13 protein-coding genes are annotated in these 13,616 nt (G+C 32.6%); all 13 read left to right on the forward strand.

Annotated elements, in window-relative coordinates; translation table 11 throughout:
- Positions 1–7 precede the first annotated feature (7 nt).
- Positions 8–2,413, forward strand: coding sequence for a GumC family protein (locus LAQ65_RS12755; protein WP_224117355.1), 2,406 nt, complete (start codon positions 8–10; stop codon positions 2,411–2,413).
- Positions 2,414–2,422: 9 nt separating this feature from the next.
- A complete protein-coding gene (locus tag LAQ65_RS12760) occupies positions 2,423–3,253 on the forward strand; it encodes an ABC transporter permease (RefSeq protein ID WP_224117356.1) in 831 nt (276 codons plus the stop codon).
- A 2-nt stretch (positions 3,254–3,255) separates the two neighbouring features.
- Positions 3,256–4,500, forward strand: a complete 1,245-nt coding sequence (locus LAQ65_RS12765; RefSeq protein ID WP_224117357.1) for an ABC transporter ATP-binding protein — start codon at positions 3,256–3,258, stop codon at positions 4,498–4,500.
- On the forward strand, positions 4,484–5,029 hold the full coding sequence (locus LAQ65_RS12770; RefSeq protein ID WP_224117358.1) for an acyltransferase: 546 nt from the start codon (positions 4,484–4,486) through the stop codon (positions 5,027–5,029). The genes LAQ65_RS12765 and LAQ65_RS12770 overlap by 17 nt, the downstream gene beginning before the upstream one ends.
- Positions 5,026–5,940: an FkbM family methyltransferase gene (locus tag LAQ65_RS12775; protein ID WP_224117359.1), complete on the forward strand. Its 915-nt coding sequence runs from the start codon at positions 5,026–5,028 to the stop codon at positions 5,938–5,940. Before LAQ65_RS12770 ends, LAQ65_RS12775 begins: the two co-directional genes overlap by 4 nt.
- Positions 5,937–6,902 carry a glycosyltransferase family 2 protein gene (locus LAQ65_RS12780; protein ID WP_224117360.1) on the forward strand — a complete coding sequence of 322 codons (966 nt, stop codon included), beginning with the start codon at positions 5,937–5,939 and terminating at the stop codon, positions 6,900–6,902. The genes LAQ65_RS12775 and LAQ65_RS12780 overlap by 4 nt, the downstream gene beginning before the upstream one ends.
- 3 nt (positions 6,903–6,905) lie before the next feature.
- On the forward strand, positions 6,906–7,877 hold the full coding sequence (locus LAQ65_RS12785; protein ID WP_224117361.1) for a GDP-mannose 4,6-dehydratase: 972 nt from the start codon (positions 6,906–6,908) through the stop codon (positions 7,875–7,877).
- 17 nt (positions 7,878–7,894) lie between these two features.
- Positions 7,895–9,124 (forward strand): glycosyltransferase family 4 protein, encoded by a 1,230-nt coding sequence (locus LAQ65_RS12790; RefSeq protein WP_224117362.1) that lies wholly within the window; start codon positions 7,895–7,897, stop codon positions 9,122–9,124.
- A 2-nt stretch (positions 9,125–9,126) separates the two neighbouring features.
- Positions 9,127–10,197, forward strand: a complete 1,071-nt coding sequence (locus LAQ65_RS12795) for an acyltransferase family protein (RefSeq protein ID WP_224117363.1) — start codon at positions 9,127–9,129, stop codon at positions 10,195–10,197.
- A 17-nt stretch (positions 10,198–10,214) separates the two neighbouring features.
- Complete coding sequence (locus LAQ65_RS12800; protein WP_224117364.1) at positions 10,215–11,042, forward strand: glycosyltransferase family 2 protein; 828 nt, start codon at positions 10,215–10,217, stop codon at positions 11,040–11,042.
- A gap of 33 nt (positions 11,043–11,075) precedes the next feature.
- Positions 11,076–12,071, forward strand: coding sequence for a glycosyltransferase family 2 protein (locus LAQ65_RS12805; RefSeq protein ID WP_224117365.1), 996 nt, complete (start codon positions 11,076–11,078; stop codon positions 12,069–12,071).
- 8 nt (positions 12,072–12,079) lie between these two features.
- Positions 12,080–12,874, forward strand: coding sequence for a glycosyltransferase family 2 protein (locus tag LAQ65_RS12810; protein WP_224117366.1), 795 nt, complete (start codon positions 12,080–12,082; stop codon positions 12,872–12,874).
- A 77-nt stretch (positions 12,875–12,951) separates the two neighbouring features.
- Positions 12,952–13,614: a class I SAM-dependent methyltransferase gene (locus tag LAQ65_RS12815; protein WP_224117367.1), complete on the forward strand. Its 663-nt coding sequence runs from the start codon at positions 12,952–12,954 to the stop codon at positions 13,612–13,614.
- The last annotated feature ends 2 nt before the right edge of the window (positions 13,615–13,616 follow it).

Raw genomic sequence — 13,616 nt, forward strand, 5'->3', positions numbered from 1 at the left:
TCAAAGAATGCCTGAAATTAATACAGAAGAAAATAAGAGTACAATCCCCACACCGAAGGAGTTATTGCTTCGATACCTTCCATTTCTTCCATGGATAATCCTTTCGCTAGTCGTTTGCCTTGCACTTGCCTGGGTTAAGCTAAGGTATTCTTCACCAATTTATGTTGTATATGGTAAGGTACTTGTTAAAAATGATAACCCATACGACAATAATAATGGCAAGTTCAGCAATCTATTTGGGATGCCAGATGATAACACCAATTTGAATAATGAAATCGAGATCATTAAAAGCAGGTTCATATCTGCAAGGGTGATAAGATCATTAGGCCTCGAACAACAATATGCGATTAAAGGGAAGATTTTAACTTCTGATGCCCATCAAACGGACATTCCATTTAACTGGTATATTCAAAGCATTTCTGATTCATCAAGGGGGTATATTCTGAATATTAAGATTCAGGATGATTATCGGTTCGCGATTAATGACGATACAGTAAGCTATAATTTTGGACAATTAGTTGATTTAAAAAGCATAAAGTTTAGGTTACTGCCAAAGGAAGGCAGTCATTTTTCTAGAATTGTACCAGACCAGCAATATGTATTAACGTGGCAATCCGCCGATCGGCTTTCTTCAAGCTTAGGTGGCAGCTTGAAAGTGGTGCAACAAGAGGGCGCCAGTATTATTAATTTGTCTTATTCTGTTCAAAACATGAAAAAAGGAATTGATATCGTAAATCAGTTCATGAAAGAGTATCAACAGTCTGGTATGGAGGATAAGAAGTTAATGGCCTACAACACTTTAGAATTTATAGATAAACAGTTGGATACTTTGAAGCAGGAACTAGGTGGTGTGGAAAAAAACCTGCAAAGATTTCGTGAAGATAACCAGGTTTTCGACCCGGAGTTACAGTCAACTCAAACTTTTACTACAATTACGGAAACCCAAAAGCAATTAACTGATTTAGGCGTTAAACTGAAGGTGTTGGATTATTTGAGAACCTATCTGAATGATCCCCGGAATAAGGAAAGACTTGTGCCATCAAACCTAGGTTTGGAAGAGCCTTCTTTGGTACAACAAGTAACTGCATTTAATGAGTTGCAATTGAAGCGTGAGACCGCACTAAAAACGACTACTGCAGAAAATCCAACTATTAAAAGTATTGAGGTTGCCATAGGAAAAATCAAGCAGGACATAGATCAGAACCTGAAGAATATGCGGAATGCATTAGTTTTATCCTATAATGAACTTTCAGGTGTAAATAAGGAAGCTGATAAGGCTATCAGGACAATGCCTGGTAAAGAAAAGCAATTGCTTGAAGTAACGAGGCGTCAGGCTATACTCCAGGAATTGTATTCTTTTTTATTACAGAAGAAGCTGGAAACTGCAATATCAAGGGCATCAACAGTTTCTGACATTAAAATATTAGAGCCGGCTTTATCCAACGGTATTCCTTCCAGTCCGAATAAAAAGGAGTTGTATACGATTGCAATATTTTTAGGGCTTGCCATACCTGCAGGCCTGATATTTTTATTAGAGGTATTAAATGATAAGGTGGTTAGCCGCAGTGATATTGAAAAAATTACATCAGCCCCAATTTTAGGTGAAGTTGGACATGTGGACAATGCAAGATCACTAGTTGTAAAAGAGAATAACAGGAGCTATATAGCTGAGCAATTCAGGATTATCCGAAGTAATCTGCAGTATATTTTACCAAAGAATGAAAAGCCGGTAATTTTAGTAACCTCATCTTTTAGCGGTGAAGGAAAATCTTTTATCAGTACAAACCTGGGTGCTGTAATGGCACTAACCGGAAAGAAAACTGTAATCCTTGAAATGGATATTCGCAAGCCTAAAATCTTGAAAGGACTTGGCATGCAAGAAAGGCGAGGTATAACCAATTATATTGTTTCCGATATCAACGTGAATGAAATTATTTATCCGGTCCAGGGCGTTGAAAATATGTTTGTCATACCCTGTGGTCCCGTGCCCCCAAATCCGGCTGAAATGTTATTGGATTCTAAGGTGAAGGAACTTTTTGATGAATTAAAGAAAAAGTTTGATGCGATCATAATTGATTCAGCTCCGATTGGATTGGTGAGTGATGCGATTTCTTTAGGTAATTATGCGAATTCGGCTGTATATATAATCAGGCATAAGTATACAACTAAGAAACATGTATTCCTTGCTGATGAATTATACAATTCAAAAAAATTACCACAACTAAGTGTTATCATTAATGATATTCAGGTGAAAGGCGGTTACAGAAGTTATTATGGTTATGGCTATGGGTATGGTTCAGCCTATGGCTATGGCTATGGGCACAAAGCCGGTAATAATGGATATTTTGAAGCTAATAATCAACAGCAAAGTATATCCAAAAGGATGATGGAGTTTTTCGGCATTAAGCGTTAATATAAAGAAATGGGAGAAATATTTAATGATGAGTTGGTAATTGAAGCTGGTCATTCTGAAAAAAATTATTGGCGTGATATATGGCGATATCGAGAGTTATTTTATATTCTGAGTTGGCGGGATTTAAAAGTTCGGTATAAGCAAACCATAATAGGTGGTGCTTGGAGTATTATAAGGCCATTATTAACGACAATTATATTTACAATTGTTTTTAATAAAGTTGCCAAATTGCAGGCTGCAAGTGCATCTCCGTATGCTCTTATGGTTTTTGCGGGCATGTTGCCTTGGCAATTTTTTTCGAACTCTTTGAGTGAAGCAAGTAATAGTTTAATTGGCAATTCAAATTTAATTAGTAAGGTTTATTTCCCTCGAATGATTGTGCCAGCGAGTTCTGTAATTACAAGCATGGTGGATTTTGCGATATCATTTTTGATCCTAATTGCGATGTTCATTTGGTATCGTTATTTGCCTTCAATTAACATAATATTTTTGCCATTATTTATTTTAGTTGCATTTATTGCGGCATTTGGTATTGGCTTGTATATAACTGCATTAAATGTTAAATATCGCGACTTTAGGTATATTATTCCCTTTATAGTTCAATTTGGTTTATATATAACTCCTGTTGGGTTCAGTAGTAGTATTATCCCGGGAAAATGGAGACTAATATATTATTTAAATCCAATGGTAGGTGTAATAGATGGGTTTAGATGGTCAATCCTCGGTGATCCAATTTATTTTAAAGGTTTTATTATTTCAGTAACAGTGGCGTTGGCTTTTCTCTGGATTGGAATTAGTTATTTCCGTAAAACCGAAAAAAGCTTTGCTGATAATATTTAATAATGTCATCTTCTATTATAACAGTTGAGAATTTATCAAAGAAATTCATAATTAATCATGAAGCTCCTGAGCGATATACAGCATTAAGAGATGTCATATCAAAAAAAATGAGGTTTGCGTTTTCAAACAATAAATCAAAAAATCAGTTTAAAGATTTTAAGGAAGATTTTTGGGCTTTAAGGAACATCAGTTTTAATATCGAGCAAGGTGATCGGTTAGGCATTATTGGTAGGAATGGTGCTGGTAAAAGCACTTTGTTGAAGGTGCTAAGCCGGATAACAGATCCGACTGAGGGATGTATCAGGATCAGAGGGCGTGTAGCTAGTTTGCTTGAAGTGGGAACAGGCTTTCATCCTGAGCTCAGTGGTAGGGAGAATATATATTTGAATGGGGCCATTCTAGGCATGACCAGAGCTGAGATAAGAAGCAAGTTTGACGAAATTGTTGCATTTGCTGAAGTTGAAAAATTCCTGGATACGCCAGTTAAAAGATATTCCTCAGGAATGTATGTCAGATTAGCTTTCGCTGTTGCTGCTCACTTAGAACCCGAAGTATTAATAGTTGATGAAGTTTTAGCAGTTGGTGATGCGCAATTTCAAAAAAAGTGTTTGGGAAAAATGGAGGAGATAAGTTCAAAAGGAGGCCGCACTGTGATTTTTGTCAGTCATAATATGGGCGTAGTTAATGCTTTGTGTAATAAGGGTATATTTTTGAAGCAAGGAGGACTTGTTTTTTCAGGAACTGCTGATGAGGCGGTAAGTAGATATTTGAGAGATAATAACAAGGAGGATGAGTATTTTAATAAGGAGAAAGGCAAAGATGTGTATTTGGTAAAAGCAATTTTAGTAAATGAAGAAAATTTAAAACAAGTGGAATTTTCTTATACACAAAAGATTAGGATTAAGTGTAGTATTGAAAGTATTGATAAAAAGTATTTCGATATTGGCGTAGCTGTACTTGATAATTATAAAAATAAAGTATTTACTTCTATACATCATATTAACGAGTCAAATACTCGGAATAGTTTCATAGATGTTATATGTGAAATACCTCAAAAGTTTCTTGCACCTGGCGATTATTCATTAGATATCGCACTATTTAATGAAAGAGTATACTCTTATGAGTATATTTCAGATATTTTGCCTTTTAGAATTATAGATAATGGATCGCCTATGGCAGCATATCAGGGTGTAAGGTATGGAAATGTATTTTGTAATTGTAGCTGGTATTATGAAGATAATCCATAAGCTGAAAGTCTTTTTTTTAGAATTATTTAGATATTCTTCTCATTCAGGATCTGGTGATCTTAGAATGCATAATACTGTTTATGTGGCTTTATCTGCAAAACTGGAAGTCAGAGGTGGAGGTGCTATAATAATTGGTGAGGGCACTGAAATTATGGATGGAGTTTTAATTCTTACTTATGGTGGTATAATACAGATTGGAAAAAATTGTTCAATTAATGCATATGCAGTATTGTATGGGCATGGCGGCTTGAATATAGGTGATAATGTTTTAATTGCGGGCGGCACAATGATAATTCCAAATCAACATAATTATAAGAACAAAAATAAATTAATTATTGAACAGGGATGCACATCATCAGGTATCATTATAGAGGATGATGTTTGGATTGGTCATGGCTGTTCAATTTTGGATGGTATAACAATTAGTAAAGGTACTGTCGTTGCAGCCGGGAGTGTCGTAAATAAATCTACGGAACCTTATAGTGTAATTGGTGGGGTACCTTCCAGATTAATAAAATATCGCGAATGAATTTATTTAAGGAATTTTATTATTTATTTCGTCAACTTGGATTGTGGGATTCTGTATTCTATCAAGTGTATAAAATATATTTCAAGGCATCTAATTCAAGGGTTGCCACCAACATTCGATTAAGTTCTGACAAAAGACTAAAGAAAATTTACGAACATCTGGAATTTGCGAATGCCGAAAAGATAATTCTTGAGAACATCGTTTATTTGAAAAGAACAAATCCCTTTAGCCCGTTTCAGTCACTTTATTTAAGACCTTTTTCAAGCGATGTACAGGTTTATAATCAAATTTTTCTTCAATCAGATTACAAAAAAGCAATAGATGTTTATAACCAACTTTTCAATAATGAGCCCTTAACTATAATGGACTGTGGCGCAAATGTTGGATTCGCTTCAATTTATTTTAGATCATTTTTCCCAAATACAAAATATATTCTTGTTGAGCCATTTAAAAGCAACATTAATGTTATAAAAGAGAATTTAAAAGGTGATATAAATGGTCGCTTTGAGATAATTGAAGGGGGGATTTGGATTCGTAATGAGAAGCTGGTAATTAACAGAGATTTTCGTGATGGAAAGGAATGGTCTGTTTCTTTAAAGCCTGCAAATAGCTTAGAGAAAGGTGAATTCATACAAGGCTACTCATTGATTGATATTATCGATAATAATTCTAATGAAATCGGTATATTAAAAATTGATATAGAAGGAACAGAAGCAGAACTTTTTAAAGATGAGAATTATGCAGATTCATTTTTAAAAAAAATAAGAGTATTAGTAATTGAAATACATGATGAATTTGAATGTCGTGATTTGATTTATTCTGCATTAAAAAGAAACGATTGCTTCTATTTTGATTATAATGATCTTACAATTGCATTTAATAAGCGCTTTACAATAAGTTCTGCACGATGAGTTTAGTGAGTATAATAATGCCTGCCTACAATTCCGAAAAATTTATATCTGACGCAATAAAATCAGTTCAGAATCAATCCTATAGCCGATGGGAATTGATAGTAGTAAATGATGGAAGCACTGATGGCACACCCGCTATTATTAATAAGTTTGAAAATGAAGACAATAGAATTCACGCGATTCATAAATTAAACGGAGGGTATGTTAGTGCAAGAGTGGAAGGGTTAAAGCATATCTCAAATGATTCAAGATATTATCTTTTTTTTGATTCAGATGATTTGTTACATAAAGAAATGGTTGCAACCTTAGTTGCAGAATTGGAGTTTAACAAATCTTTAGGTGCCGCTTATTGTAATCATTTGTTGATCGATGAAAGAGGGGCTATTATAGGTCAGCCATCTTATGGTCTCAGAGTTGTTCCGACATTGTTTTCAATAAAAGTATTAGAAGAGGAATATCCATATACTCCATTTATCTCAATCTTTTGTTGGACTAAAATGATCGAGCCTATGACTTTGATTCGTAAAGAAGCATATTGCGGAACAGCTGGATGGGATTTGAGATTTGGGAAAGGCCAAGGTAATATCGGAGATGGAGTATTATTATTCGGAGAAATAGCATTGAAGTGGAAAGTTAAATATGTTAATGAATTTCTTTATTATTATAGGAAACATTCTAACCAAGCAACTTCTTCTCAATCATTAAATAAATTTGCCGTTCAAAAAGTATTAACTGTCTGGCAGGAAAAAAAAGAAAGTGGTTTAATTGGTGATAGAGATTTTAAGGCTGCAGAAATATTTTTAAATAACAGACTTGCATTATTAAAGTATAAGGGAAGTTTTTTATATAATTTGCGTCACCAGAAAATTGAATTGGCTAAAGATACTTTTAATTTATTAATCAAGTATTTCAAGTCACTTTCTCTTATATTTTTTAGAGATACCATAATATTTAAATACTAATAAGTGGTTTCTAAGGTTGCAATTGTTACAGGAGTTACGGGACAAGATGGTGTTTATCTATCAAAACTACTTATAGATAAGGGATATAAAGTAATTGGGCTAATTAGAAACTCTGCAAAAGATGAAATAAAAAGATTTCAATACTTAGGCATTGAATCGAAAATTATTTTCGAATCTTGTGATTTAACAGATATCTCACAAGTAATTTATTTATTACGAAAGTATAATCCTTCAGAATTTTACAATTTGGCCGCACAAAGCTCAGTTGGTTTATCTTTTTCTCAGCCAATCGGGACAATTCAATTTAATATTATTTCTGTATTGAATGTTCTTGAAGCGATAAAAATAATTCAAATTCCTGTAAAATTTTACCAGGCCTCGAGTAGTGAGATGTTTGGTAAGGTTTCAAATTTGCCCTTGACGGAATTTACACCTTTTCATCCATTGAGTCCATATGCTGTTTCAAAAGCATCAGCACATTGGATTGCTAATAATTATAGAGAAGCATTTGGCATATTTACTACTTGTGGAATATTATTTAACCATGAATCTTATTTGAGAAAAGATAACTTTTTTGTTAAAAAGGTAATCTCAGATTCTATTGGAATAAAATACTTTGGGCGAAAAAATCTAATTGTTGGCAATATTGACGTTAAACGTGATTTTGGATATGCCCCAAGGTATGTAGAAGCAATGTGGTTAATGCTTCAGCAAGATAAACCTAGTGATTATTTAATATGCTCTGGCCGATCAATTTCTTTGAGGCGAATAATAGAATGCGTATTTGATTATTTAAATATCTCATTAACAAAACTTCAAATTTCAGAAGAATTATTTAGACCAACAGATATTGTTGATATCTACGGAGAAAATAAAAGAGCGAAAATTGAATTAGGATGGGATTATGACTTAGATTTTGAGGATGTAATTGAAGAATTGATTAGAGAAGAGCTTAAAAATATGAATACTCCTTAATTTTAATTATTTATACGATGACTGAACGGAGTAAAAAGAAGGTTTTAATTATAATGCCCTATGATAATATATACCCCCCCAAAAATGGTGGTATGATTAGATGTTATAATCTATTTAAGCAATGGAGTAAATTGTATTTTGTCGATGCAATTGTACATCAGGACATAAGCAGAGTTGAAGATAGCTTCACTAAGAATAACGAGTTTGAATATACTACCGTTTACAGTACATCGGATAAAGGAAACATTAGAAAGAATGAAACTAGTAGATTTAGAAAATATTTGAATGCAATTAGATATAGGATTATTACCCGCAGATTCAATACAATTACAGATTCTTCTTTTCTAAAACTTTATCCAATTTTAATAACATTATTGAGAAAATTTAAATATGACGCGATTATTCTTGAAAATCTTGGGTTAATATCCCAAGTAGACTTTTTTAAAAGACATCAACCAAATGCAATAATAATATACGATGCATACAATGTTGATTCATTATTAGAAAAGCAGATTAATCCTTCTAAAGATAATAAGGCATTGTGGCGAAAGCTAGAAGAAACTGAATCTGCTCTTCATAAAAATATTGATATACTACTTTGTTGTAGTGAAAATGATAAGGCTATTTTTCAGAAACTAAATAGTGGAAAATTGGAAAATATATTTGTTGTGCCTAATGGTGTTGATATAGAGAAATTTAAGTATAGAGGAGATGTGATGGTGAATTCAATGAAGAAAATACTTTTTTGTGGAAGTCTTGATTACAGACCAAATAAAGAAGGATTACTTTGGTTCTATGAAAAAATTTGGCCATTAATTAGAGAAATGGATAGCGAAATAAAACTCGTAATAGTTGGTCGAGGGAATAAGGATGATTATAAATTGTTAATTAAGGATAATTCAGTTGACTTTGTGGGTGAAGTTGAAGAGCTCTATCCTTATTATCATGATTGTTGCATTTCAATTGCCCCATTATTAAGCGGTAGTGGTACACGGCTGAAGATACTTGAAGCAATGAGTTTTGGAACGCCTGTAATTTCTACTGAAATTGGAGCAGAAGGAATTTTATATAATAATGGAATAAATATTTTGATTGCAAATAAGCCAACAGAGTTCGCTAATAAAATTATTGAACTAACTAGAAATGCTCAATTAATTAATGAATTAAGCTATAATGGCAGGAAATTAGTAGAAGATACATATTCATGGGATAAGATAGGCTTTACTCTTGGCCAAGTATTTAACTGAATATGCAATCAAGATATATTCCTCAGTTAGATTCGTTACGTTTTTTTGCAGTTTTACTTGTGATGTTTTCCCATTGGCTGGGTGGATCATTCATAAATTACTTGCCAAATGGGTTTCTTGGTGTTACTTTTTTCTTTGTATTAAGTGGCTATCTTATTTCTTCTAATTTATTACGGAGCAAATTATCAATATTAAATGAGAATTCTACTGCATGGAAAGAGTTTGGAAATTTTTTTCTAAGGCGGGTTATACGCATATTCCCATTATTTTATTTTGTTTTAGTTTTTTTGTATTTCATTATTCCTAATGTATATGAAGGAAATCAACAATGGTACTTTCTGTACTGCTCTAATTTTTTAATATTTATAAAGAAACAATGGCCAGGAATGCTTTCCCATTTCTGGTCTTTAGCTGTGGAAGAACAGTTTTACCTGTTTTGGCCAATTGTAATTATTTTAGGAAACATTAAGCATTATAAAATATATTTTATCATATTAATATTAGTTTCCTTGATTTATAAAATGTATTCATTTCATGAATCAACTAATTTTTTTAATTTTTATGATGTTTTACCTTTTAGCTGTTTTGATGCTTTTGGCGTTGGTTCATTGTTGGCTCTTTTTGATACGTCTCCATTTATTACTGTTAAAAATGACTCGTTTTTTATTAAGTATAGAATTCTATTAAGCGCTATTGCTTCTATTTTATCATATGTCCTTGGGCTGTCTTTTTTGTTTGGACTTTTATTTTCAGTGTTTTCTGTATTCATTATTTGGGATACCAAGTACGAGAAATTGGGTTGGTTTAATAATATCGTTAAGCGTAGAGAACTTGTTTATTTGGGAAAAATTAGCTATGGACTTTATGTATATCACAATTTTATTCCTTGGTTGTTAAGATGCTTTGCAGGAACTGAAATTTTGTATAAATATGATTTTGGATTTAGGATTACACTTCCTTCGAGTAATCCAGTGTTTTTGTTTATTATTCAATTTGGCTTACTTCTTTTAATTGCATCATTATCGTGGAAATACTTAGAAAAGCCAATTTTGAGATTAAAGGCATTTTTGTAGTGAGTTTATATTAAGATATGGTAAGCGTTCTTATAACTGCATATAATAGGGAAAAATATATTGAAGATTCTGTTCAAAGTATCTTAAATTCTAGATTTCAGGATTTTGAATTAATTATAGTTGACGATTGTTCTACTGATTCAACATATGAACTTTCAAATAATCTTGCAAATACCGATTCTAGAATAAGAGTATTTAGAAATGAGAGAAATTTGGGAGATTACCCTAATCGGAATAGAGCTGCAACATATGCTACTCGCAAGTATTTAAAATATGTAGATTCTGATGATAAGATTTTCCCTGAAACTTTAGGGATTATGGTGGAAGCCATGGAAACATATTCACAAGCCGCATTTTGTATTAGTGCCAGACCGCATGAAAAATTGGAAATTTCACCTATTTTATTGAATCCTTATGAGAGCTATTACCAACATTTCTTTAAGGATGGTTTTATGGATAATGGTCCGCTTGCGGTTATGATCAGAAGAGAATGTTTTGAAGCAATAGGAGGTTTCACTGGTAAGAGAATGATCGGAGATGTTGAATGTTGGCTAAAATTAGCATCCCGGTATCCTGTCATTAGAATAAATGGTGGATTGGTATTTTGGAGGCAGCACGAGGAACAGGAATTTAATAAAGGCTTTGATTATTATCTTGTGGAAGGATTGAGAGTTTATGCAGAAGCATTAAATAGAAAAGATTGTCCGCTTAGTCAGGAGGAAATCCAGGTTGTTATTAAAAGAAAGAAAAAAGAACATTACAATTATCTTTTCCGATTCCTTTTGAAAAGACAAGAGTTTAATAAGTCTCTTAGTCTTTTTAAACAACTTAGAAATATTCAATAGAATTACATTTAACTTTTGAAACTGATAAATTAAATGGATTTACCATTAGTCTCAATAATAATACCAGCATACAATGCTGAACAATACATAAAAGAATGTCTTGATTCGGTATTAAAACAGTCATGGCCAAATATTGAAATTGTCGTTGTTAATGACGGATCAACCGATGGTACAAGCGAAATTGTATATAAGGTTTTACAAGGAAAGAATTTTATTTATCATGAACAACCAAATTCAGGATGTTCAGGAGCCAAAAACACTGGATTGCGCTTGGCTAATGGTGAATACATTCAATATCTTGATGCTGACGACCTTTTACATCGAGATAAGATTTTTCATCAAGTTAATAGGTTGAAAAGATCTTCAATGGCAATCGCTGTGAGTAAGACCTTTTTTTTTCACTCAATTGATGAATTAAATGAAAATCCTGAACTTGTAGAGATTGATCCTGAGTTTTTGTATGATACGGATGATACGTTTAGTTTTTTATTGAATTTATATGGAAGGAATGGCAGGAAGGGGATGATACAGCCGAATGCTTTTTTAATTCCCAGGCAATTGATAAAGAAAATTGGTGATTGGGATATGTCCATTACGCCTTCACCTGATGAAGATGGTGAATATTTTTGTCGTGCAATGCTTGCAGCTCACAGTATTGAATATACGCCTGATGCAATTAATTATTATCGTCGACCACTTTCGATAAGCAATAATCTTTCACAACAACGTTCTCCTAAACATGTATTGGGGGCTTTAAAATCTATTGACAGAAAAGTATCGCATATGGTAAATATTTCAAATACTTCAATTGTTAAAAATATTTTGTCTGAGCAATATGCCGATTTTATTTATCAGTATTATCCCCAATACAAGGATATATGCGAACTAGCCATGAATCGTATTATCGATCTTGAAACTTCAGAACGTCCTATGGCTGGGGGTGAAAAGTTTAGAAGATTAGTTAAAGTAATTGGTTTCAAAAATGCTTTATATATGCGTAGCTTATTTTCAAATTTGTTTTCTGCTTAAGATTTAGAATGCATTTAATAAATAATATTCCTCAGGTAAGTATTCTGATGACTTCTTATAACCGGGAGAAGTATATAGGTCAAGCAATTGAATCTGTATTATCTTCAAGTTTTGAAGATTTTGAATTGGTAATAGTGGATGATGATTCTAAAGATGATACTGTTAAAATCGCAAATGAGTATGCTAGTGTTGATAGTAGAATAATAATATACAAAAATGAGCATAATCTTGGTGATTATAAAAATCGGAATAAAGCTGCCTTTTTAGCAAGGGGAAGTTATCTAAAATATGTTGATGCAGACGACTACATTTATCCCTGGGGTCTTGAGGTTATGGTAAAGTCTATGAAAAAATTTCCATATGCTGGCTGGGGTCTCTGTAATATTGGACAGCATTTGACAGAAATTTACCCAATATGCCTTGAACCAAAACAAGCATATGAATGGCATTATGGTAGCATGGGAATATTTGATAGATCACCATTATCTGCAATTATAAAGAAGGAAGCATTTGAAAAAATAGGGGGATTTTCAGGAAAGCGTATGGTTGGTGATTTTGAAATGTGGCACAAATTGGCTTTAATTTATAACGTAGTAATTATGCCAATGGGTCTAATCTGGTACAGAAAGCATGATGAACAAGAAATGAATCGATATTTTGATTTTATTGAGGACTATATTGATATCTCCATAGCATATTTATCAGATGAGAGATGTCCGCTAGATCCAGTAGTGGCGAATAAAATTATACATGCTAAGAAAAAAGGAAAAATAAGACAAGTCATTAAAAAAATCTTTAAATAATATTAATATTGGGTTTGTTTTATAAACTTAAGCAGTTTAATAGACTGTTGCATAATCATCAAAGACTTACGTCATTGATGGAGGATGCAATTGCCTTAGCGCAATTCCAAATATTTTTGGATGACCAGGAATATTTCCCTTATTCATCAATGGCACTTCGACCATTTTCAATGGCATTTGTTTTGAATGAAATAGTTATTAATCAAAGAAAAAATTTAATTGAATTTGGATCGGGACTTTCAACAATATTAATTGGTCGTCTTGCGAAAAGAAATAATCTGGATATTCATTGCGTTAGTATTGATGAAAATAAAGATTGGATAGATTTTCTTCAAAAATTCATTGTAAAAGAGGGCCTTAGTAAATATATTGAACTAGTGCATGCATCATTAGCGGTAAGTAATAAATTTCAAGGTAATCATCACTGGTATAATATAAATACCTTGAAACACTTGCAATTAAAGAAATATGATTTTATTTTAGTAGATGGTCCTACTGCATTTAATGATGACATAAAATTGAGTCGTTATTTCGCTTTTCAATATTTTCACGAATTGCTTGCTGATAATGCTGTAGTTTTTTTAGATGATGCTGGAAGATCAGGTGAACTGGAAGTCTTAAATATGTGGAAGAATGATTTTGGTTTAAAATTTGATATTTATTCCGAAACTTTTGCAGTTTGCTATATAGGTGAATATTTTGAAGCCTGCCCAGTAAAAACCGGAAAAAGTACTATTTAAAA

Source organism: Flavihumibacter profundi (assembly GCF_020076305.1).
Classification (GTDB): Bacteria; Bacteroidota; Bacteroidia; order Chitinophagales; family Chitinophagaceae; genus Flavihumibacter; species Flavihumibacter profundi.